Source organism: Bacillus sp. JJ1127, from assembly GCF_036965845.1.
GTDB lineage: Bacteria > Bacillota > Bacilli > Bacillales > Bacillaceae_G > Bacillus_A.
Genome location: NZ_JBALQK010000004.1, coordinates 2485 through 25325 on the forward strand (window position 1 = coordinate 2485; position 22841 = coordinate 25325).

Annotated in this window: 18 protein-coding genes; 13 read left to right on the plus strand and 5 right to left on the minus strand. The window is 36.6% G+C overall.

Annotated elements, in window-relative coordinates:
• Positions 1-86: 86 nt before the first annotated feature.
• Complete coding sequence (locus V7183_RS00550; RefSeq protein ID WP_335358383.1) at positions 87-2885, minus strand: GTP-binding protein; 2799 nt, start codon at positions 2883-2885, stop codon at positions 87-89.
• Positions 2886-3391: 506 nt separating this feature from the next.
• Between V7183_RS00550 and V7183_RS00555 the strand changes: the two genes are divergently transcribed.
• A complete protein-coding gene (locus V7183_RS00555) occupies positions 3392-3985 on the plus strand; it encodes a DedA family protein (RefSeq protein WP_335358384.1) in 594 nt (197 codons plus the stop codon).
• A gap of 134 nt (positions 3986-4119) precedes the next feature.
• Here the strand turns inward: V7183_RS00555 and V7183_RS00560 are convergent, their stop codons facing one another.
• Together V7183_RS00560 and V7183_RS00565 are read right to left on the minus strand one after the other, a co-directional pair.
• Positions 4120-4266: a BH0509 family protein gene (locus V7183_RS00560; protein WP_026008701.1), complete on the minus strand. Its 147-nt coding sequence runs from the start codon at positions 4264-4266 to the stop codon at positions 4120-4122.
• A gap of 153 nt (positions 4267-4419) precedes the next feature.
• Positions 4420-4836, minus strand: a complete 417-nt coding sequence (locus tag V7183_RS00565) for a pyridoxamine 5'-phosphate oxidase family protein (RefSeq protein WP_335358385.1) — start codon at positions 4834-4836, stop codon at positions 4420-4422.
• Positions 4837-5012: 176 nt separating this feature from the next.
• On the opposite strand from V7183_RS00565, the gene cax reads away from it, so the two are divergent.
• Both cax and V7183_RS00575 read left to right on the plus strand, forming a co-directional pair.
• On the plus strand, positions 5013-6068 hold the full coding sequence (cax, locus tag V7183_RS00570) for a calcium/proton exchanger (RefSeq protein WP_141523238.1): 1056 nt from the start codon (positions 5013-5015) through the stop codon (positions 6066-6068).
• A gap of 86 nt (positions 6069-6154) precedes the next feature.
• Positions 6155-6952, plus strand: coding sequence for a YfkD famly protein (locus V7183_RS00575; RefSeq protein ID WP_097898735.1), 798 nt, complete (start codon positions 6155-6157; stop codon positions 6950-6952).
• Positions 6953-6996: 44 nt separating this feature from the next.
• Here V7183_RS00575 and yfkAB read toward each other — a convergent pair whose 3' ends face one another.
• A complete protein-coding gene (yfkAB, locus tag V7183_RS00580) occupies positions 6997-8124 on the minus strand; it encodes a radical SAM/CxCxxxxC motif protein YfkAB (RefSeq protein WP_335358386.1) in 1128 nt (375 codons plus the stop codon).
• A 258-nt stretch (positions 8125-8382) separates the two neighbouring features.
• Here yfkAB and V7183_RS00585 point away from each other — a divergent pair, with 258 nt between their 5' ends.
• The 9 genes from V7183_RS00585 to V7183_RS00625 all read left to right on the plus strand — a co-directional run bounded on the left by V7183_RS00585 (position 8383) and on the right by V7183_RS00625 (position 19455).
• Positions 8383-8565 (plus strand): SE1561 family protein, encoded by a 183-nt coding sequence (locus V7183_RS00585; RefSeq protein ID WP_097898737.1) that lies wholly within the window; start codon positions 8383-8385, stop codon positions 8563-8565.
• 231 nt (positions 8566-8796) lie between these two features.
• Entirely contained in the window at positions 8797-10320 is a 1524-nt protein-coding gene (gene fumA, locus V7183_RS00590; RefSeq protein ID WP_335358387.1) for a class I fumarate hydratase, read from the plus strand.
• A gap of 132 nt (positions 10321-10452) precedes the next feature.
• Positions 10453-11235 carry a delta-lactam-biosynthetic de-N-acetylase gene (gene pdaA / locus V7183_RS00595; protein WP_097898739.1) on the plus strand — a complete coding sequence of 261 codons (783 nt, stop codon included), beginning with the start codon at positions 10453-10455 and terminating at the stop codon, positions 11233-11235.
• 59 nt (positions 11236-11294) lie between these two features.
• The gene (locus V7183_RS00600) at positions 11295-12158 is read left to right on the plus strand and encodes a DNA-3-methyladenine glycosylase family protein (RefSeq protein ID WP_335358388.1); all 864 of its coding nucleotides are present in this window, start codon (positions 11295-11297) and stop codon (positions 12156-12158) included.
• A 10-nt stretch (positions 12159-12168) separates the two neighbouring features.
• Complete coding sequence (gene rlmD / locus V7183_RS00605; protein WP_097898741.1) at positions 12169-13554, plus strand: 23S rRNA (uracil(1939)-C(5))-methyltransferase RlmD; 1386 nt, start codon at positions 12169-12171, stop codon at positions 13552-13554.
• A gap of 446 nt (positions 13555-14000) precedes the next feature.
• Positions 14001-15596, plus strand: coding sequence for a DcuS/MalK family sensor histidine kinase (gene dcuS, locus V7183_RS00610; protein ID WP_335358389.1), 1596 nt, complete (start codon positions 14001-14003; stop codon positions 15594-15596).
• 2 nt (positions 15597-15598) lie between these two features.
• Positions 15599-16306, plus strand: a complete 708-nt coding sequence (locus tag V7183_RS00615; protein ID WP_335358390.1) for a response regulator — start codon at positions 15599-15601, stop codon at positions 16304-16306.
• A gap of 231 nt (positions 16307-16537) precedes the next feature.
• On the plus strand, positions 16538-17506 hold the full coding sequence (locus V7183_RS00620; protein ID WP_097898744.1) for a 2-keto-3-deoxygluconate permease: 969 nt from the start codon (positions 16538-16540) through the stop codon (positions 17504-17506).
• A 230-nt stretch (positions 17507-17736) separates the two neighbouring features.
• Positions 17737-19455, plus strand: coding sequence for an NAD-dependent malic enzyme (locus tag V7183_RS00625; protein ID WP_335358391.1), 1719 nt, complete (start codon positions 17737-17739; stop codon positions 19453-19455).
• 394 nt (positions 19456-19849) lie between these two features.
• On the opposite strand, the gene V7183_RS00630 is transcribed toward V7183_RS00625, so the two are convergent.
• Entirely contained in the window at positions 19850-21298 is a 1449-nt protein-coding gene (locus V7183_RS00630) for a L,D-transpeptidase family protein (RefSeq protein WP_335358392.1), read from the minus strand.
• Between the two features lie 589 nt (positions 21299-21887).
• On the opposite strand from V7183_RS00630, the gene V7183_RS00635 reads away from it, so the two are divergent.
• On the plus strand, positions 21888-22748 hold the full coding sequence (locus V7183_RS00635; RefSeq protein ID WP_335358393.1) for a DnaD domain-containing protein: 861 nt from the start codon (positions 21888-21890) through the stop codon (positions 22746-22748).
• Positions 22749-22841: the final 93 nt, after the last annotated feature.

A 22841-nucleotide genomic window follows, 5' to 3' on the forward strand; every position in this document is an offset into this window, starting at 1 on the left:
CACCTAAAAAGAGGGGTTTCATGTTGATGTATATAGAAATGAAAAAAACCAAGCAATTTTTAAGGATTGCTTGGTTTTTTTATGATTTACACAGTGGGTGTTTCATTATTCTCTTCTTTCGAAGGAGAAGTCTCATCGTTTTTTCGATTGATGTTTAGCATGAATTTGTATTGTAATAACTGTAATTTAAATAGTGTTAAAGGATCGTGATAAGTTTCTGGATTTGTTCTTAGTTTTGTTAACGCACTTTCATCTTCTTTTATTTCAAGATGTGCAGCTTCTACAGTTTGTTTTAGTATGCTAAGAGGGTCTTTAAAGAACATCATAATATCACGTTCTAATGCACTCTCAAATAACTCAAATTGAAGGAAAAATTGTTTTGAAACAGTTGTAGCAACATCTGTATAATCTTCCGTTTCAATATATTGCTTATATTTGTTATAGAGTATAGATTGGTTTTTTTGCATGTTACCAAATAGTTTTCCTGCACTTTTTAAGAAAAATTGTGTTGGTGTAAAGCGTAATAAAATATTGATGTCGTCAACTTTGATTCTGTTTGTCATTCTTACTACATCTCTACGCCAATCATCAAGTAGTTGGAAGTCACATGGTAATTTCATGCGTTCTTCTTCATATAGCTTATTAAAAGTTTCGCTCATTTCGTCTAAATAAGACTGACTTTGAATGAATTCATTATGTGCCGTTTCAATCCATTCTTGAATGGATTGAGTAAATTTAGGTAATATCACTTGCTGTAAATGTTTTTGAATTCGTTCATTCATTGCCATATTTAATTCTTCATGAACTAATTTAAAATCACTATCTTCTTGAACGAGGTCCGAGCAACTCTGTAATAATTCAGGAATTTGGGCATGTATATCGTGTGTGATTTCTTCTTTTGTTAAACGATAAGAATCTGTAATGGAGCGAATCTTATCTTTTTCAATTGCAGTAAGGTTATTAATAAAACCATTTAGTTTTACTAAAATGTGTTTATTCCAACGAATTGATTTTACTAATGTGTTTTCTAGTTCTACACGTTCACTTAAAAGATATGTAATGGTCTTTTGAATGAACCATAATAGTTTTTCCATGCGCTCTGTCTTTATATTCCGTTGATCGATGTTAGAGAGAATAGAATCTGTTATATCACTCAGTTGCTGGCTATTTTCATGTAAAGGTGAGTAAGGGAATACCTGTGCATTTGGAAAATGTACACGCACTTTAGTCACTACTTCATTTATTATTTTATTTGCAATACCATTGTTGCCACTTCCATCGATGGTATTTAAAACAAAATGAATCTGCAAATTCGGGACTTGTTCTCGTATATATAACAATGTATCGAGCTCTTCATCTGGTAATGGTGAAGTTGCATTTATTACATAGATAAGACTATCTGTTGCATGTAAATATTCAAAAATTGTATCGTTTTTATCAACTTTTCCATTACACTCTGGTGTGACAATGAATGAGAATTTATTTTTTCTTAAAAATCTACATGGTAATTTAAATTCAATACATTTCTTCTCGATTTCTGATTTTGAAGGAACGGCCATCATATCACGAAATTCATTGAAGGTTGGAATCTTTTGTACTGTTAAATCTGTGAACTCTGTAATTTCAGTATGGGCATTATCTTTAAACACAATAGCAGTTGCCTGGGAATCACTGAGTATATTATCTCCAAGTATCGAATTGATAAAGGATGATTTATCATGATTACTAGTTCCTGCTATGAGGAGTTGTGTAACGTTTAAATCAGAAAGTTCACGAACGAGCAATGTAAATTGATGTCCTAAGTCTACGTCATTTTTTTCGGCCCATATAGTAATTGTTTCAAAGAGAGTCGAAATATTGGTTATATCAATCTCTTCATATACTTCTGAGTTAGACAGAAGGGCTTCAGCGCTTTTTATGAGTAATGGTTCTAGACTTGTAGGTGAGATTTCATTCCATGCTAAGACTGCTGCGGAAACAAATAAAGAATGTTCTGCTTTTGTTAAGCTAAACCAATTGGTTAACAAGTTCGGAATCAGTTCCTGTAACTCATGCATGAAATGTTGCCCTGTAATTAACTCGCAGTAAGTTTCTTGATAAAGAGAAGCAATTTCGTTCCATTCATCGTAAGTATCTGCCTCGATATGTAAAAATAGATGATTGATTGTTTGAATCCAAGATAGATAAGCGGGTTCTTTTTGATAACTGTTCCAAAATGCTGAAACGAGTTCTTTAAATTGAACTTGATCAATTGTATATAAAGCTTTTAACGATTCATAAAAATATTCCGGGTTCATTTTGTTTGTAAATCCCTGATTTACATAGTTTGTTAAAATATCAAACCAATGTAATGCTTTTGTTCGAATCCCTTCCTGGACTGCAAGTTCAATAGCGTTATTCCAATCTTTTTGTTTCTCATAAAAGGAACGAGCAATGGCAGTGATATTAGGATAATCTGGTTGGAATGAAACTGCTTCGCTAATCGTTTTAAAAGCTAGCCCTAAACGGTTTTGATCCATATAAAGAGAAAGGAGTTGTAATGAGACTTCCATTGTAAGTGTTGTATCTTCCGTTTTTATAGATTTATAGATTTCTTCTGCCGTTGAAAGGAATCCTAATTCGAAATAAGAGTCTGCTATATTTTTCTTTGCCCATGAAGCGAGTTCATTATTTACTTTTTCCCATTTAAAGATGGCCGCTTCAAAGTCTTTATTTTGAAAATACACTTCACCTTGTGCGAAGCGAATGCTAGATATATTGGAAAATTCATTTTCGGATTCATTTACATATGCTTCCCCAAGAATCTCTGGGGCTTGGGTAGAGGATTGCTCCATTAAAAATGTTTCATAGTATACCTTTTGTATCAATTGTTTTTCTATGGTCATGTTTTTCCCCCCTGTATAGTTTAGAAAAATGACTTTTTATCCCGCTATTTGCGGGCAGTAAGATCCCCCACCTCAAGGTTCAGAGGGAGCTAGGACGATGGATGGGGGATAAATGCTCGTAAAAGCAGCGCTTTTCATCAGTGGAGGATAAAGAAAATATCTACTAATGGAAGTTCTACTTTATGTAAAAGGGCGCATATTACCCTACTGGATAAAAACTGCATTTTATAGATCAAAATATGTTCTTTGCTAGTTAAATCACTTTTCTTGAGAGTTAAACCGATGCTAAAAATAACTTTCTTTTATTGTAACAAAAAAAAACGCTCGTGAATTTTTATTTTTTCTTATCACTTTTGTGAACTATAGGATGTATCTAAAAGAATGAGATGAATAGGAGTAGAGTTCATTATAAAAACCATGTATAGTGAACATGTATACCATGTTTGCTGCAAAGATAGAAAGGGCACAATATGGAATAACGCTCGTGCATAGGATGTGTCATCCGAATGGAACAACATATTGGTGAGTTAATCGCACACTATGGATATTTTGGAATTATTATAGCACTAACTGGTGGAATTGTCGGTCTACCAATACCAGATGAATTCTTACTAACATTTGTTGGATATAATATTTCGAAGGGCATTATGTCAGGAACAACTGCTTTCCTAAGTGGGATGGCAGGTGCGATGCTTGGAATTACATTAAGTTATATACTTGGCTTAAAGCTGGGACTACCTGTATTGAAAAAATATGGTCCGAAAATTCTAATTAAAGAAAAACATATTGAAAAAACACATGTTTTATTTGAAAAATATGGTCCTTTTTTATTAATGGTTGGATACTTTATACCAGGGGTACGCCATTTAACAGCGTATTTTGCTGGAATGTCAAATTTAACAGTTTGGCGATTTTGTTTATATGCATATAGTGGTGCTTTTATTTGGGTTAGTGTTTTCGTTGGTCTTGGCTGGAAGATGGGAGAGAAGTGGCGCCTTGTTGAATATAGTTTACACCAGTACGGAATCTGGATTTTAATTATTTCAGCAGTGGTATTATTCATTGTATGGCTCTATATTAAAAGGAAGAAAAACCGCTAATATAAGCGGTTTTTTTAGCTAAAAGCAATAAATAAAACATCAGCTGTAATTAGAAAGATGTTTGAATGAAATGTTTATCGCAGAAATATGGAAAGCCCACCTCGTATCCTCGGATAAGGTGGGCTTTCCATATTTTATTCTGCAATCTCCTCATATAGAAAGTAAGTTACATTATAAATGTGTTCTACTTCATCATCTGTCATAAATAACAATTCTTCACGTTCAATTCCCTTTTTCTTTTCAATAAATTCAATCATATTTTTCCGTTCTTCTCTTTTCATCATCTTTCATTCTCCTCTCAATCTGTTTTAATACAGTTTATTTAAGTTAATAGTATTATATAACAGAATCTTTAGAAAGTTCCATATTTTTTATATATTTTTGATAAGAACTTTTCGACAAAACAAGTCCCTTTGAAGGGACTTGTTTTCATCTCAAAGTCGTAAAAACTCAGGCTGAGTCGTACCAGCATGATCAATGTAGTAAATTGTATTCGGATTAATTTTAATGAGTACATAGTTTGGATCTTCAGCTCCAAGTAACCAACGTTTTAGGCTATTATTCCAAAATTTGTTTTTCAGCGTTTGATCTTCTTCTATTGAAGCTATGCCTTCGACTTCAATATAATCTTCATCCGAATTCTTTCCTTCGCGTCCAAGTAATACGTGTACATTTGGATTTTTTTCGATGTCCGTTAATTTTTTTGAATTACGATCTGTTGCAACGTATAGTACAAAATCTTCATGAAAAAACATCATAAAAGCGCTATGAGGTCTATTGTCGCGTATAGTAGCAAATACGCCAGTTTTTTGTCCTTGAATAATGGTTGCGATTTTTTCTTTTAAGTGCATTTTTTTGCTCCTTTTCACTATTCATAATTTGTTTAGTATGAACTTTGAATTTCTTGAGATCTTTTATACTTTTTTCTTCAATTGCATTTTTTAAACGTAATTGTGATGAAATGGGACAAGTTAGGAGAAGAATAATGATAATAGTGAGAAGAAACACATATGGAAGGATGGAATACATGTTTAATAAAATTTTTCTAATACTTGCACTTGTTGGAGTGCCACTTTCTATTCTTGGAAAAACAATGCATTGGCCACAGACAATTATGTTTGTTGTATATTGTATTACAATTATTGCACTAGCCGCTTTTATGGGAAGGGCAACAGAAAGTTTAGCGATTGTTTCTGGACCACGGATTGGTGGACTATTGAACGCGACTTTCGGTAATGCGGTAGAGCTGATTATTTCAATTTTTGCCTTACAAGCAGGGTTAATAGAAGTCGTGTTAGCTTCTTTAACAGGTTCGGTTCTTGGGAATTTATTATTAGTAGGAGGCCTTTCTTTTTTTGTGGGGGGGCTTAAGTACAAACGGCAAAGTTTCAATGTTTATGATGCGAGACATAATTCGGCATTATTAATATTTGCAGTTGTAGTAGCTTTTGTTATTCCTGAGATTTTTTCAATGAAGATGGATATAGGAAAAACACATCAATTAAGTATTGGTGTCTCTATTATCATGATTATTATGTATTTAGCGGCCTTATTCTTTAAATTAGTCACACATCGCGGTGTGTATCAGCATAAAAGTGATGAGGTAGAGCATGAGGAAGAACCTGAATGGTCAAAAGGAAAAGCGCTGCTTATTTTAGCAATTGCAACAGTTGCAGTAGCTTATGTTTCAGAGGCACTTGTTCATACATTTGAAACGGTGGCCAAATCATTTGGCTGGTCAGAATTATTTATAGGGGTTATCATCGTTGCAATTGTTGGTAATGCCGCAGAACATGCTTCTGCAATTATTATGGCGTATAAGAATAAGGTAAATATTGCAGTTGAAATAGCGGTCGGTTCTACATTGCAAGTTGCAATGTTTGTTGCCCCTGTATTGGTACTCCTTTCCATGTTTTTTACAGTAAAAATGCCGTTAATATTCACGATACCAGAGCTTATATCTATGATCACAGCGGTCTTTTTGACAATCGCGATTTCAAATGACGGGGATACGAATTGGTTTGAAGGAGGCACATTATTAGCGGCCTATTTTATTATGGGAATTGGTTTTTACTTATTATGAAAAAAGTGGGATAACAATGTGATGGAGGGAAAACAATAGATAAAGTAAATCATTTACATACTGTTATGTAGGAAGGAGCCAGACAGGTGAAAAGAGTGTACAGTATATGCCTTTTAATTATAGCCACACTTATTTTATTATTTCCTTGTAGAAGTCTTGCGAAGACAACAATACAAGTAAAAGTGCCCTCATCTGTTTTAAATATTTCAAAAGACAATACGTATCCAAATGAAACACAAGATTTACCGCGTTTGCAACCGAGTAAATTTGCAAAAGAATTGTTAAAAACATCAACGATTAGAATTGAAAATCCAGATTTAATTCGGATGTTGAATGAAACCTCGATTTCAAATGCGCCTCTTGCAATAGGGTATAAGGCAAAAATTTATTTAGGCCAATGGCCGTTAAATTATGAATCGACAGACACAACAATTAATTGGGAATATAAACAAGTGAATCGAAATGTATACGATAATCGAGGGGTAGAACGACTATATCCACTTCGCTATAAACAAGAAACACAAAGAACTGTAGAAGGTAATCTAACAGCAGATATTAAAGATGCAACAGATGTGAAGAAAATGATGCTTTTAAAGGCGTTGGAAAAAGTACAATTACCACTCTCTTTTAAAACAACAATTGGTTACGGTACAGGTCATGAGCGTGTATATAATATTAGTCCAAAACAAATGGGGTACTTATATGCTTATACACCAGCAGTAAATGAAAAAGGAAAAGTCACATTTGGAGAAGTGTATCTTGTTTTGAAAGGAAATCAAAAAAGACTCGTTATTAAAAATATTACATCGCAAGGAATTGGAGCAGCTATTCCGATTCAAGATCACTTGTCTTTTAAATTTATTTCGTCACTACAACCGCAATGATAGTAATAGTTAAAAACGTCAGCTCCATATGCTGACGTTTTTAACTATAGTGTAATATTAGTTTCTTTTGTTAAGAAATTTTCAGTTGGATAATAGCTATTTTTCACAAGAATATTTGGTCCAAGGCATTTCACAGCTGGACAATGACAGCTTAATGATTTCGCTGTTTTTGAACTGCCCCATTTGTCATATGCTTCTTGTAATGTATTTGTTTGTACATTACCGAGAATAGGAATATCACCAAAATCTGTCACGATAATATTTCCATCAAAAATATTCACATTTAAACGAGAACGTCCATCTGGATCATTACGAACGGTCACGTTTTTGCTCTCATGTAGTTTCTTTAATGTAGCTAAATCACGTTCATCATCACTACATGCATAGAAAGGTAATGTGCCAAATAACATCCATACGTTTTCATCACGAATATCTAATAAATGCTCAATTGCACTTCGAATTTCAGCTTTTGTTAAAATTTCAAGGTTGCTAGCAAAATCACTTGGATACATTGGATGCACTTCATGACGTTTACAACCCATTTCTTCAACAATTTGACGATGGATGTTTTCAATATGTGGTAGGGTACGTTTATTTAACATTGTTTCTGCTGACACAAGAACACCTGCATCTGATAAAGCTTTGCTATTTGTAATCATTCGTTCAAATAACTTGGCACGTTGTTCATAAGTAGGCTTGCGAGCCATCATCGCAAAGCCGCCTTCAACGAAGTCATCGATTGTTCCCCAGTTATGTGAAATATGTAACACGTCTAAATAAGGAATAATTTGTTCATACTGGGCTAAATCTATAGTTAAATTCGAATTGATTTGAGTGCGAACGCCTCGTTCATGGGCATATTTTAAGAGTGGTGTTACATAGTTATCGACGGATTTCTTTGACATCATAGGTTCTCCGCCAGTAATACTTAAAGAACGTAAATGAGGAATCTCATCTAACCGCTTTAATAAAAGCTCCATCGGAAGCGGATTTGGATCCTTCGGTTGTAATGTATAACCGACAGCACAATGCTCACAGCGCATATTGCATAACGTTGTTGTTGTAAATTCAACGTTTGTTAATAGTAATTTGCCGTACTCTTCAAGGTCCATATACGCTTCCCATGGATCGTAAGAAGGAGTAATCGGCTTCATTGTTTGTGATATACTCATCTGAAATACTCCTTTGACTATTGAAATAACAATTTGTCCATCCTCTATAATAGAAGAATATGGACTTTTTATAAAGTGAAACTTTTTGTAACGAGAATTTCTTGATTTGTTTATTTCGCTTTAAAAGAAAAAGAAAGCGTCTTATATTTCTGTTTGCATAGAATGGAATCCTAGGGCAAAATTGATGAAAATTCATGTCCATGACACTCGTTTTTGCGGTATAATAAAAGCAACTCGAATAAAAAGGAGAGTGCCTTCGTGGGAAAAGCAATTCATGATAAAGATTCACAACTAGTATATTTAAAAGAACGTTTAAATATGTTCATTGAAGTAATTGATACAATTGAGCCAGAAGAAGTAGAACTAGAAGATGTAGATCGTCTTCTTGCAATGTTAGATGAATTAGAACTGAAATGTGAGCAATTTAAAAAAGACGAATAATATATTAAAGCGGCTGTCAATGATGTATTGGCAGCCGTTTTCTGTAAGTACGCTGCCTTATTATAAAATATGCGGATTTATTAAAATAGAAGGAATATGGAAAAAAGGGTATAATCAAGTTGTGAAAAATTTCATTCAATCTTAAGAGTCATTAAATAAATAGAGATTTAATGATGAAATTTTCATCTCATAACGTTTTTGATAGCGTTCACAATTGAGGGGGAAGTAACAATGGAAAAGCTTCAAGAAACTATGTATCAACTGATCGTTGAAACGTCGACGAATTTACCGAAAGATGTTCGCCGTGCGATTCAGCAAGCGAAAGAGCGAGAAAATGCAGGGACTCGTTCAGCAATGGCACTTGGCACGATTACAAATAATATTAAAATGGCAGATGACAACATCTCGCCAATTTGCCAAGATACAGGGATGCCAACGTTTAAAATTTATACACCAGTTGGTGTGAATCAATTGAAAATGAAGGAAGCCATCTATAGTGCGCTTGAGCGGGCGACAAAGGATGGGAAACTTCGTCCGAATTCCGTTGATTCTCTTTTCGGAGACAATAGCGGAAACAATTTAGGGCCAGGTACACCTGTGATTAAGTTTGAACAATGGGAGAAAGATTATATCGATGCTCGTTTAATTTTAAAGGGAGGCGGCTGTGAGAATAAAAATATCCAGTATAGCTTACCTTGTGAATTAGAAGGACTTGGACGAGCTGGCCGCGATTTAGAAGGAATTCGTAAATGCCTTCTTCATGCAGTATATCAAGCACAAGGACAAGGATGTAGTGCAGGTGTAATCGGTGTTGGTATCGGGGGAGACCGCACATCAGGTTATGAATTAGCAAAAAATCAATTGTTCCGTACATTAGATGATGTGAATCCAATTCCAGAATTACAAAAGCTTGAAGAGTACGTACTAGAGAATGCCAACAAACTTGGCATTGGTACGATGGGATTTGGTGGAGAAACAACTTTACTTGGTTGTAAAATTGGAGTGTACAATCGTTTACCAGCTAGTTTCTATGTGTCTGTTGCGTATAATTGCTGGGCATATCGTCGTCTTGGTGTAACAATTCATCCTGAAACAGGTGAAATTATTGATTGGTTATATCAAGAAGGAGAAGACACACTTCAGCAAGAAGCGACACAAGAAAAAAATGAACAGCGTGAAATTGTATTACAGGCCCCAATTACAGAAGAGCAAATTCGTGAACTCCGTGTTGGTGATGTCGTTACAATTAATGGCATGATGTACACGGGGCGTGACGCAATTCATAAGCATTTAATGGATAATGATTGCCCAGTAGATTTAAATGGACAAATTATTTATCACTGTGGCCCAGTTGTAGTGAAGGATGAAAATGACAATTGGAAGATTAAAGCAGCAGGTCCAACGACAAGTATTCGTGAAGAACCATATCAAGGGGATATTATGAAGAAATTTGGTATCCGTGCTGTAATTGGTAAAGGCGGCATGGGAGCGAAAACATTGGCGGCACTAGCAGAACATGGTGGTGTATATTTAAATGCGATTGGCGGTGCTGCACAGTATTATGCAGAATGTATTAAAGAAGTGAAAGACGTTGACTTCTTACAATTCGGTATTCCAGAAGCAATGTGGCACTTACGCATCGATGGCTTTAAAGCGGTTGTAACAATGGACTCTCATGGTAATAGTTTACATGCAGATGTAGATAAAACATCACTTGAAAAATTGGCTAGCTTTAAAGAGCCAGTATTTAAGTAAATGAAATAAAAAAATGCACCTCGAACAATTCGAGGTGCATTTTTTGGTACATATAGAAAAACTTGTTTAGGATGAAAGGGATATTGAAAACAGAAACTACAGGTACGATGATATATGGAAAGGAGACTATTTATGAAGTATAAATGGTTATATATAGGTCTCATTTTTTCAATTATAATGGCACTTGTTCCAGTTTCTGCTTTCGCGTATACGAACGCGCCCAATCACTGGGGAATTCCACGAGCTAAAAATGAGACTCCACCAGATGCGGGGAAAAAATTTACTGATTTACTTCGGGGTAACGGTGGTTTTTATTTAGGTGATACAAGTAAAAAAGATATATATTTAACATTTGATAATGGATATGAAAATGGATATACTGGACAAATTTTAGATGTGTTAAAAGAAAAGAAAGTACCAGCAACATTTTTTGTAACAGGTCATTATATAAAGACGCAAAAAGATTTATTATTAAGAATGAAAAATGAAGGGCATATTATTGGAAACCATTCTCGAAGTCATCCTGATTTTACAACTGTAAATGATGAGAAACTTCGGGAAGAATTGCAAAGTGTAACGGATGAAATTAAAAAAATAACCGGACAAAAAGAAGTGAAATATGTACGTCCTCCGCGTGGAATTTTTAGTGAGCGTACGCTAGCTCTTACGAAAGAGATGGGGTATTATAACGTGTTTTGGTCGCTTGCATTTCTAGATTGGAAAGTAGATCAGCAAAGAGGATGGCAATATTCTCATAATCATGTTATGAATATGATTCATCCAGGGTCCGTTATATTACTTCATGCTATATCAAAAGATAATGCAGAAGCACTTGCAAAAATCATTGATGATTTGCGCGAGAAAGGGTATCATTTTAAAAGCCTAGATGATTTAGTAAAAAGCAATCAACCGTAAGCATGTATGCTTGCGGTTTTCTCATGCTATAATGATGTGTAAAAAGGATGGGGAAACGTATGTGGAGCGAACATGTTACGTTAAAGAATCCGTACCACTTTGAAGAAGTATTAAGGTGTCTATCTTTTGATCCACTAAATGTTGTCCAGTTAGAAGAGAAAATAGTTTATGTTCCACTTCTTATAGAGGAAGAACAAATTGTTGTTCGCGTGCAAGGGATTGGCACGCTTCAAAATCCACAATTTTGGATTTCAAGCCAAACAGGGGAACAAGAGAAAGTTGTGAAACGCATCTATTCCATTTTTCAATGGAATGAATCTTTTCAAGATATACAAACCCATTTTATAAACACATCATTACGTCCGCTTTTTGAAACATATGCCTATACACCACTTATTTTAGAGTTTGATTATTTTGCTTGTCTTCTTCGTTGTATTATTCATCAACAAGTACATTTGAAATTTGCTACTGCACTTACAGAACAATTTGTAAAACGGTATGGAGCAGAGAAGAATGGTGTTTTCTTTTTTCCTACACCAGAAAGGGTAGCAAATATTTCAATAGAAGAGCTTAGAAATCAGAAGTTTAGTCAACGAAAAGCTGAATATATGGTAGGGCTAGCAAAACATATAGTGGAAGGTAAGTTGAATTTAGCGGAACTAGAAAAACAAACAGAAGAAGAAGTGTCAGCGCAATTGTTACCAGTGCGAGGTATTGGTGCATGGACAGTGCAAAACTTTTTATTATTTGGACTTGGGCGGCAAAACATGTTTCCGAAAGCAGATATCGGGATTCAGCGTGCACTTCAAGGGATATTTCAATTGGAGAATAAACCAGATGATGCACTTTTAGAACAAGTGAAACAAGAGTGCGAACCATACTGCAGTTATGCAGCGTTATATTTATGGAAAAGTATAGAGTAGAGGTGTAACGATGATACAAAAGCAACACGAGAGTAAGTTGGAAGTTGGTCAAACGTTTCCTGTGACAATTAAGCGTCTTGGGATTAACGGAGAAGGCGTTGGTTATTTTAAGAGACAAGTTGTTTTCATTCCAGGAGCATTACCAGGAGAAGAAGTTGTTGCGGAAACAACGAAGATTCAGCGTGGCTTTGCTGAAGCAAAAGTAAAAAAAGTTCGTAAAGCGTCACCGCACCGTGTAAAAGCACCGTGTCCAGTATATGAGGAGTGTGGTGGCTGTCAGCTACAACATTTAGATTATAAAGAACAATTGAATCAAAAGCGTGATATCGTTGTACAAGCATTCGAGAAGTACATGAAGAATAGTATGGAAGAGAAAATTCGTCCGACACTTGGTATGGAAAATCCATGGCACTATCGTAATAAGAGTCAATTACAAGTGGGACGTAAAGATGAAAAGGTTATTACAGGATTATATAAACAAAACTCACATCAGTTAATTGATATTTCTCATTGTATGATTCAACATAAAGCAACGAATGAAGCGACAAAAGTTGTAAGACGTATATTAGAAAAATTAAATGTTTCTATTTACAATGAGAAGAAACAAAAAGGTTTAGTACGCACAATTGTGACACGTACGGCAGTTCAAACAGGGGAAGTACAAGTCACACTTGTTACAACAAAAGAAGAATTACCAAATAAAGAACAGTTTATCGCAGAAGTACAAAAGCAGATGCCAACTGTTAAATCAATTATGCAAAATGTGAACTGGCGTAAAACATCTGTTATCTTCGGGGACAAAACATTCCGTTTAGCTGGAAAAGAAGTGATTCAAGAAACGCTTGGTGATTTATCATTTGAATTATCAGCACGTGCATTCTTCCAGTTGAATCCAGAACAAACAGTTGTCCTATATAACGAAGCGAAAAAAGCTGCTGCGTTAACAGGTACGGAAAAAATTGTTGATGCATATTGCGGCGTTGGTACAATCGGCCTTTGGCTTGCAAATGATGCCGATGAAGTGCGCGGTATGGATGTCATTCCAGAAGCAATTGAAGATGCAAAGAAAAATGCAAAACGCCACGGATTCACAAATACAAAGTACGAAGCTGGTAAAGCGGAACAATGGCTACCGAAATGGGTGAAAGAAGGCTGGCGCCCAGATGTAATCGTAGTTGATCCACCTCGCACAGGCTGTGATGATAAGTTGCTTGAAACAATTTTAAAAGTAAAACCAAAAACAGTTGCATATGTTTCTTGTAACCCTTCATCGTTAGCTCGTGATGTGAAAGCATTAATGAAGAGCTACGAAGTGGAATATGTACAACCGGTTGATATGTTCCCGCATACGGCGCATGTGGAGAATGTAGTGAAGCTTGTTAGAAAAGAAAATTAAAGGTGTAGCAGTGAGAGATAGGTCTTATCGAAAAATCGATAAGGCCTAATTTTTATTTGGGATGTTTTATCAGGGAGTGAAAGGAAGTGCTTAAGTAAAAACTCCATAATTTTTTTAGCTATTCCTTGCTTTTGAAAACCTGTTTTATTTCCTTGCCCACACACTTTTTTTAATTACAAAAAGTGTCCTGCCATTTTCAAGTACTACAATATAATTGGATAAATTTCTTTTTATGAAGTGAAAGTGTATTCGGGAGCGGAGGATGTTCAACTGTCAATTTTAAAAAATGCAATGGTTCTCACCTTAATTATGGCAGGTGCCATTTTGCTAATTCGATGATTAATGATAAAGGCTGCTTCCAGCTTTTTTATGAGCTTAGCGGCCTTTTGTCATTTTTGGGATAAGTCTTATACATACTATAATTTTGATAATACCTGGAGGAGATTATGAAGAAGGGCAAATTTAGTTTACAAGCCATTATTATTATATTCGTTTGCATTGTCGTCGTATTATCACTTGGAATAACTGATTTAATAATAAGCCAAAAAATTACTTCCAGTGTGGAAGAAACAGAGAAAGAAAAGGCCCTCAATACTGCAAAGATGGTAGCCCTTAGTCCGCAAGTGATTGAAGCCCTTGAAGGGAAAGCAAACGAGAAAAATGTCCAAGTTTTTAGTAATCAAATTAGAGAAAAGATCAATGTCAACTTCGTTGTTGTTATGAACATGAAAGGAATCCGTCAATCCCATCCGGACCCTGAATTGGTTGGAAAGCCCTTCATGGGAGAAGATGAAGGGCCAGTTCTTAAAGGAAAGGAGTATGTGTCCATTTCAGAGGGGACTCTTGGTCGATCCATGCGGGCATTTACTCCAATAAAAAATTCACAGGGAAAACAAGTGGGTGCGGTTGCTGTAGGAATTACTTTAGAGAACGTTACAAAGGCGGTACAGAAAGGACGACTGGCGGTCGTTATAGGGACGTTAATCGGAATCCTAATAGGTGTAATCGGTGCAGTGTGCCTAGCAAGATACATCAAAAAAATCCTTTTAGGGCTCGAGCCGATCGCTATTGCTAAGCTGCTTGAAGAACGTAGTTCCATGCTTCAGTCTGTGCGTGAGGGAATCATAGCCATCGACCAAGAAGGGAATATCACACTTGTAAACAGGGCAGCCAGTAAGCTTTTTAAAAAAGCCGGACTTGGAGAGAATCCTATAGGGAAGAACATTGAAGATTATTTACCAGAGACCCGATTAAGTCGTATTATCAAATCGGGTGAGACAGAGCTCGACCAAGAACAGAACCTGCATGGAGTTACCATTCTAGTAAACAGGGTACCAGTGATTGTGCAAAATCAGCCGGTGGGAGCAATCGCAACATTTCGTGATAAAACCGAGGTTCAAGTTTTGGCTGAACAGCTTACAGGTGTACGCAATTATGCGGAAGCTCTTCGTGCTCAGACTCATGAATTCATGAATAAACTTCATGTCATTCTTGGCCTGGTTCGTACTGAACAATACGATACACTTGCTAACTATGTGAGTGAAGTCGTTAACCACCGTGAAACGGAAGTGGGCTTTGTAACGAAAAAAGTCCAAGATCCGGTTCTTGCCGGGTTTCTGATTGGCAAGCTAAGCTTTGCAAGAGAATCAGGGGCCTTACTTTCATTTGATAGCGCAAATACACTTCCCAAGCCTGCCAACTCGGAAATTACACATGATTTAATAACGATAATTGGAAATCTCGTCGATAACGCAATGGAGGCAATTGCAGACAGTCCAAACAAAAAAGTCGACCTTATACTGGATTACGCAGAGGATATTTTAACAATAGAGGTTAAAGACACAGGAGTGGGAATGACGAATTCACTCCAAAACAAAATATTGAATAAAGGCTTTTCAACGAAAGGAAATCACCGTGGATTCGGATTATACCTGTTGGCGCAGGCAATTGAAAGACTGGAGGGGGACCTGATTATTTCGTCCAAGCCTGGAAAGGGAGCGAATTTTGGTGTATATATACCTTATAAAGCAGAGGATGTATGAAAATGATTAATGTAATGATTGTTGAAGATGACCCGATGGTAGCGAAAATCAATAAGCAGTACCTTTCTAAAATTGCCGGGTTCCGTTTAGTTGCAATAGCCAATTCAGTTGCTGAAGCCATCCAACTTTTAGGAAAGAATGATATTCAGCTCATTCTTTTGGATATTTTTATGCCGGGGAAACAGGGCCTGGAGCTGTTATCGTACCTTCGGAAAAATGATCTTGAAATTGATGTCATCATTATTTCAGCGGCCTCAGATCTTGAACGAATTAAGAGGGCATTAAGGTATGGTGTTGTCGACTATTTAATTAAGCCTTTCGAGTTTGATCGGTTTAATGCTGCACTTGCTGCCTACCTTGAGCAAACTCGGTTAATTGATAAACAGGATTCGGTAAGTCAGCAGGATCTCGATCACTTACTTTTGCACAGAGAAGAAGCCGTAATCACAGAGGAACTCCCAAAGGGATTAACCAAGGATACCTTAAAGCAGATATGGGATGCGGTTCAAGAGTTGAAGCGGGGGCCTTTTTCCACTGATGAAGTAGCTAATGTTGTAGGCATTTCAAAGGTTTCAGCAAGAAAGTATCTTAACTTCCTAAAGGACTTAGGAATACTTGAAGTCAAAGTCATCTATGGAACAATCGGACGGCCTGTGTATCAGCATGAATATAACCAATATAAGGAACACCTAATAAAAAACTTTTTGTAAGCAGTTTTTGAAACTGCTTACTTTTTTTATTTACCAAAAGGATTATTAAACTTTCATAAACTATGAAAACGCTTTCCCTCCGAATATGATAGACATGTAACAAAACAAAAGGAGATTAAAACATAGTACAAGATGCAAGGAAATTGGAACCGATTTCTTCGATTATTAGAATAAATGAAGAAATAATGGATTCCTTTCGAGATTATAAAAACTACTTTAGGAGGGTTAAAAATGCAAATTCCAATTAAGAAAACACTTGATAAAATTCCAGGTGGTATGATGGTTGTTCCACTTTTTTTAGGAGTATTAACGAATACCTTTTTCCCGGAAATTTTAAAAATTGGAAGTTTTACAACGGCATTATTCAGTAAAGAAGCATCATCTACCATTTTGGCATGTTTTATGTTTTTAATTGGTTCACAAATTAATTTCAAATTAGCACCAAAGGCAATAAAAAAAGGTGCAATATTATTAACAGGAAAATTTATAATAGGTGCTGGTATAGGGTTAACTGTAGCAATGATTTTTGGGCCTGCCGGAGTACTAGGATTATCACCATTAGCCATCCTTGCAGCGTTATTAAATGCTAATGGTGGATTATATGCATCTCTTGCTTCATCGTATGGTGACGAAACTGATGTAGGCGCATATGCTGTATTTTCTTTAAAAGATGGTCCATTTTTCACATTAGTTGCATTAGGTGCATCCGGACTTGCCACAATTCCTTTTCAAACACTTGTAGGAGTATTAATTCCAATCGTAATAGGAATGATTTTAGGAAATATTGATTCTGATATGAGAAAGTTCCTTGGAAGCAGTAAATTATTATTAATTCCATTCTTCTCATTCCCATTAGGTGCAGGAATGGATCTTTCAACTATTATAAAAGCGGGAGGTCCTGGCATATTACTAGGATTAGTAGCTTCATTGACTGGAATTGGAGCTTACGTACTTTTGAAGTTATTTAAAGAAAATCCTATCGTTGGTTTAGCAACAGGGTCAACTGCAGGAAATGCTGTAGCTACACCAGCTGTTGTTGCAGCAGCAGATCCAACCTTAGCTTCAATAGCACCAGGAGCTACTGCACAAGTTGCAGCAGCATGTGTAATATCTGCAGTAGTCTGTCCGATTATTGTTAGTTATGCATTTAAAAGGTCCGAAAAGAAAAAAGCTGAAAAATCAATTACAGGGGCAGCATGAAAATAAAGTAAAAATCTACTGTTATCCTGGCCATCATGCTGCTGAAGTTTTTAGGCCAATTTGAAAATGAAACAAAGACAAAGCAGTCAGCGGTTTCACTGTCTACTTTGTTTAGTTACAAAAAAGGGTCATTAAGTTAAAAAAACTAGTGGGATAAGGAAAATTTTATTAACATGGTTGCGGTATTGTCGGAATAGCTATTTTAAAATAGAAGGAAGGAATGAAACACCATGAATGTACCTGAGAATGTTATTATTACTACAATAAAAGGAAAAGAAGTTCTCTCCAATCCTTTTTTGAATAAAGGAACAGCTTTTACGAAAGAGGAAAGGGAAGACCTTGGACTTGAAGGTCTGTTACCTCCACAAGTACTCACCCTTGATGAACAAGTTAATAGAATCTATGAACAATATTCGATGCAGACGACGAATCTGTTTAAAAACGGGTTGCTTTATGATTTATATAACCGCAATGTTGTCTTGTTTTACCGTCTTTTGAAAGAACACCTGGCAGAAATGCTCCCTATCATCTACACTCCTACTGTCGGTGATGCAATCCAGTCATACTCCCATAGCTATCGTCGCCCAGGTGGCCTATATCTTTCCATTGATGATCCTAAGGGCATTGAAAAGGCATTTTATAATCTAGGAAAGCCCAAAAATGGTATTGATTTAATCGTCGTTACCGACTCTGAAAGTATTCTTGGTATTGGGGACCAAGGGATAGGCGGTATTAATATTGCGATTGGTAAACTTGCCGTGTACACGGCTGCAGCTGGGATTGATCCGAGCCGTGTTCTGCCAGTTGTGTTGGATGTTGGCACGAACAATCAGACTTTGATTGCAGACCCTATGTATATCGGCAACAAATTCGCACGTGTCCGCGGTGAGCGTTATGATCAATTCATTGATTTATTCATTCAGACTGCAAGAGAGTTCTTTCCAGAGATTCTCATTCACTGGGAGGACCTTGGCAACGTCAATGCGCGAAAAATCTTGGACAAATGCGGTGACAAAATCCTTACCTTTAACGATGACATCCAGGGAACAGGTGCTGTTACTCTTGCTGCTATTATGTCTGCTTTGAAAGTAACAGGAGAATCCCTGAAGGACCAGCGCATCGTTGTCTTTGGACCAGGTGCTGCCGGCATTGGTAACGCAGACCAAATGTCAGATGCCATGGTTCTAGAAGGGGTGACTAGAGAAGAAGCCTATGATCGTTTCTGGGCTGTTGACTATCGGGGTCTACTAACAGATGAAACACCAGATGTTCTGAACTTCCAGAAGCCTTATACAAGACAGATGGATGAAGTTAAGGACTGGGATAAGAATGAGGAAGGGATCATTTCATTAATGGAAGTAGTTCGAAAGGTGAAGCCAACCATCCTGATTGGTACTTCCGGACAAGCCGGTGCCTTCACTGAGGATATTATAAAAGAGATGGCCAAGCACGTTGAACGTCCAATCATCATGCCAATGTCCAACCCGACTGCGCTGGCTGAAGCAGTGCCAGAAAACCTAATCAAATGGACAGATGGCAAGGCGTTAATTGCGACTGGCAGCCCCTTTGCCGATGTAAAATACAAAGGTGTTACCTATGAAATCGGGCAGTCAAACAACGCATTTGTATTCCCAGGGCTTGGACTTGGAGCAATTGTTGCAAAAGCTGAAATCATCTCAAAAGGAATGTTCGCAGCAGCAGCAAATGCAGTTGCCAAAATGTCAGATACGAGCACATCAGGCGCATCCCTGCTGCCATCCATTGAAAAGCTTCATGAAGTCTCAAAATACGTAGCAATTGAAGTAGCACATGCTGCAATACACGAAGGAATTGCAAAAATAGATATTCAAGATGTTGAAAATGCTATTGAAGATGCTATGTGGAAACCTGAGTATAAAGAAATTAAGAGTGTAGGTATTTGGACAAAGATTAATTCCTATGCATACTAAATAGTTAAATAAAATGCCTGTACTCCTGGTAATTGATCGAACTTTCGATATTCCAGGCAGTGACAGGCATTTTTATAATAAACTAGATTAAATGGGGCCAACCCTTTTTGGAAAATCTTTTATATATACGGTTTATTGTTTTGGTCTAAACCTGTGAGTGTTTTTTTGTAGGGATATTTATTTTGTCACTGAAATAAGTATTTTAATTAAAACCTCATTTAGATCTATCACGCTGAACCGTATTATAAGTAAATGGGTTTTTTATGGCAGTTGAATATAAGTATACAACTGTTTTCCACCCTGCACAGGAGAAATACGGAGCATAAATAATAAAAATAAAGAAGCAGAAAATCACTTAGGATTTTCTGCTTCTTTGTTTTTATACTGCTATTTGCTAGTATACGACAACCGGTTCATAAGTACTTAGATTATCATACACAGTTTTCGCAACACTAGGAGAGAGGTTGACACATCCGCCTGAACCTCCCGTTAAATAGGCATTATTTGCCCAGTTTGTCCGCCAGCCCGCATCGTGGAACCCTTGTCCACTGTTAGTAAACGGAGCCCAGTAATCTACCTTAACGGAATAATCAGGTTTACCTACTGCGCTACCTTTAAGTGTGTACGGTGATCGTTTATAAAGGACGTACCATACTCCCGGCGATGTATCTTCACTCGTGCTATGTTTACCAGTTACTACATTCGTTGAGACTACCAATTTCCCATCTTTGTAAATCCAAATTTGCTGTTCTGCAATTGACACTTCAGCATACGTGTCTCCAATGCCATTATTTGCAGTTGTTTCATAACCGATGCCTTCATTATTCCAGCCGTTTCCGTAAATATTAGAAGCAGAAAGCGATTTCTCCCCTTTTTCGAAGGCTTCTTGGATTCGTTTTGCTTCTTTTTCAACATTTATTGCCCAGCCATAGCCTTGTCCTTTTACTGATATGACCGAACCAGAATGGGTTTTAAATGCGAAGTCTTTATTTAATGTTGATTTAGAATTATTAATTTCAGCAATCTTGTTCTTAATATCACTCTCATCGATTGTAACCTTCATATCCTTTGACATAGAGGCATTTTTAATTAGATCTTTAGCCTTTAAAGAATAAATTTCATTTTGTACCTTATAATCAATGGTTTGTTGAAGAAGATCCTGTAGCGCTTGTTCTTCTTTTTTGATAATTGAATCGTTTTCTTTAATAGGCTGTATGTATACAGGATTCAAATGGATTTCGCTTTTATACTTCTGCTTGTCATAATCCTTCAATAGACTAGCGACATCATACTGTTTTCCGTCAATGCTTTTTGAGATAACAACTTTGCCCTGTTCGAGCTTCGCCATAGCATCTTGAGGCGCTTTTAAATCTTTATTCATAGATAAGAGCTTTTCTTCTACAAGTTTTTTCATTGTTTCACTTCGATAGTGATCAGCTTTTTCCGGTAGCAGCGAATAATTTTTTTCCTTTGAGGAAGGGAAAAATGTCCATTGGTTTTTTAATAGTTTCTTAACTTTAGGCAAATCCTCATTCGTAAGTTCCGTTTGCGTATCTTTTTCATCTAAAATTTGTTGTTGGCCGACATAGACTTTGTTTTCTAATCCAGATGTTTTTAATTTCTTTAGTGCCTGATCAGCAGTCAGACCGCCCACTTTTGTGTCATTAATCGTAACCTGTGAATTGAAACGAGTTGCTTGATAATAACTCATTCCCGCAATTAGAAGTACAATTATAACGCCGACACCTATTGTGATAAACTTCCCATTTGTAAAACGTTTGCTTGAGTTTACCCGTTTTTTATCAATTTCTTCAACTGATTCATTTATTGTGTTGTTGTTCATAAACCATTCCTCCATATACATCAACGTCAATCGACTTTAAACTAGTGTGTTTACATACTAAACCATTGATTAGTTTACCTTATTATTCTTAAATTTTCATTATTTTTTTACCAGATTTTACAGTGTTGAATTGGCCAAAGTTGGATTTTGGTCAATAGAATGAACCCGTTAATAGCCTAAAGTGAACTTTTCAGCCTCGTTAAACGTAACCGAGCGATAGGAAGAAAGGGGAGCACATAACAGTCCTACATATAACAGTCCTACATATAACAGGCTTATTTTGTAGCACATAGAGAATGATACATAAAATTGTATACCCCAAAAAGCTCTTTAAATGATAGCCAAATCCTTTCGATTCACAATGAATAGCCCCTTCCATACCCCTTGTAAGCCCATCAAAAGCCCCTTACAAGTAATAAATCATTACAAAAACAAAACAAAAAACTACTACTACAACAATTCACTAAAAGAAATAACATCGTAGTAGTAAAAAAATTTTCAAATTAATTACCCAATTTCCTCCCAAAACTCTATATGTATGAAAGCAGCGGCAATTTTATATTTGTCGTCAAAGACGGGAGGAATATATATGGCGGTATACCGGAATGTACAGGTGAATTTTTGGCAGGATGATTTTGTATTGGACTTAACACCGGAGGAACGATACTTTTACATATACTTGCTGACATGCTCTAAAACGACGCAATGCGGCATTTATCCGCTGCCGAAGCGTTTAGCGGAAATGGAAACAGGCTATAACTGGGAGACTGTTGAGAAGTTGCTGCAGCGGTTTATTGACTATGGAAAAATATTATATGATGCAGAAGCGAAGGAGCTATACATTCAGAACTGGGTGCGCTATAACCCCGTTACGAATACGAACGTTGAGAAATGCGTATTGCGTGAGCTAAAGACTGTGAAAAGCAAAAAGTTTGTACATATGTTCCTTCAAAAATGTTTGGAGGAAGGGCTGAATATTCCGCTATTACTAGAGCATTTTGGCATGCCGGATGAAGAGCCTGTGGTTATTCCTCAAGAGACTTTTGAAAGTGATGAAACGGATGGAGAAGTAGAAGAAGTGGAGCCGGGGAGCAGTGTATTCCTGTTTTATGAACAAAACTTTGGTAGTTTGTCGCCTTATACTGCGGATGAATTAAGTGAATGGATTGCAGATTTGTCAGATGAACTTGTATTGAAAGCACTCCAGATTGCTCATGAAAACAACAAGCATACGCTTGCTTATGTGAAGGGAATTTTACGGGACTGGCATGAGAAAGGATATACGAAGCTTAGTGAAGTAGAGAAAGCGGCAGTGAGGTTTCGGAAGAAGGAACCGTCTGTTGCCTATGAGACTGAGGAGTTTCTAAAGGAGTGCGAAGAGTGGGAGAAAAACGTACCGTCTGAAGAAGAGCTACAGAATTTTTTACAGGAACATGGGTGGCGTCCGTGAACTAGAAAAGGGAGATTGGACACTATTGATTTAATATGTATAGTCGATGCGCATAATACATTGGCAGAAGTATATATGTGGCAGAAAAAGGCC

What these genes read in the sequence shown, in the direction of transcription:
- V7183_RS00550 (WP_335358383.1), bottom strand. Translation starts at nt 2,885, where the DNA reads ATGACCATAGAAAAACAATTGATACAAAAGGTATACTATGAAACATTT.
- V7183_RS00555 (WP_335358384.1), top strand. Translation starts at nt 3,392, where the DNA reads ATGGAACAACATATTGGTGAGTTAATCGCACACTATGGATATTTTGGA.
- V7183_RS00560 (WP_026008701.1), bottom strand. Translation starts at nt 4,266, where the DNA reads ATGAAAAGAGAAGAACGGAAAAATATGATTGAATTTATTGAAAAGAAA.
- V7183_RS00565 (WP_335358385.1), bottom strand. Translation starts at nt 4,836, where the DNA reads ATGCACTTAAAAGAAAAAATCGCAACCATTATTCAAGGACAAAAAACT.
- cax (WP_141523238.1), top strand. Translation starts at nt 5,013, where the DNA reads ATGTTTAATAAAATTTTTCTAATACTTGCACTTGTTGGAGTGCCACTT.
- yfkAB (WP_335358386.1), bottom strand. Translation starts at nt 8,124, where the DNA reads ATGAGTATATCACAAACAATGAAGCCGATTACTCCTTCTTACGATCCA.
- fumA (WP_335358387.1), top strand. Translation starts at nt 8,797, where the DNA reads ATGGAAAAGCTTCAAGAAACTATGTATCAACTGATCGTTGAAACGTCG.
- pdaA (WP_097898739.1), top strand. Translation starts at nt 10,453, where the DNA reads ATGAAGTATAAATGGTTATATATAGGTCTCATTTTTTCAATTATAATG.
- V7183_RS00600 (WP_335358388.1), top strand. Translation starts at nt 11,295, where the DNA reads ATGTGGAGCGAACATGTTACGTTAAAGAATCCGTACCACTTTGAAGAA.
- rlmD (WP_097898741.1), top strand. Translation starts at nt 12,169, where the DNA reads ATGATACAAAAGCAACACGAGAGTAAGTTGGAAGTTGGTCAAACGTTT.
- dcuS (WP_335358389.1), top strand. Translation starts at nt 14,001, where the DNA reads ATGAAGAAGGGCAAATTTAGTTTACAAGCCATTATTATTATATTCGTT.
- V7183_RS00615 (WP_335358390.1), top strand. Translation starts at nt 15,599, where the DNA reads ATGATTAATGTAATGATTGTTGAAGATGACCCGATGGTAGCGAAAATC.
- V7183_RS00620 (WP_097898744.1), top strand. Translation starts at nt 16,538, where the DNA reads ATGCAAATTCCAATTAAGAAAACACTTGATAAAATTCCAGGTGGTATG.
- V7183_RS00625 (WP_335358391.1), top strand. Translation starts at nt 17,737, where the DNA reads ATGAATGTACCTGAGAATGTTATTATTACTACAATAAAAGGAAAAGAA.
- V7183_RS00630 (WP_335358392.1), bottom strand. Translation starts at nt 21,298, where the DNA reads ATGAACAACAACACAATAAATGAATCAGTTGAAGAAATTGATAAAAAA.
- V7183_RS00635 (WP_335358393.1), top strand. Translation starts at nt 21,888, where the DNA reads ATGGCGGTATACCGGAATGTACAGGTGAATTTTTGGCAGGATGATTTT.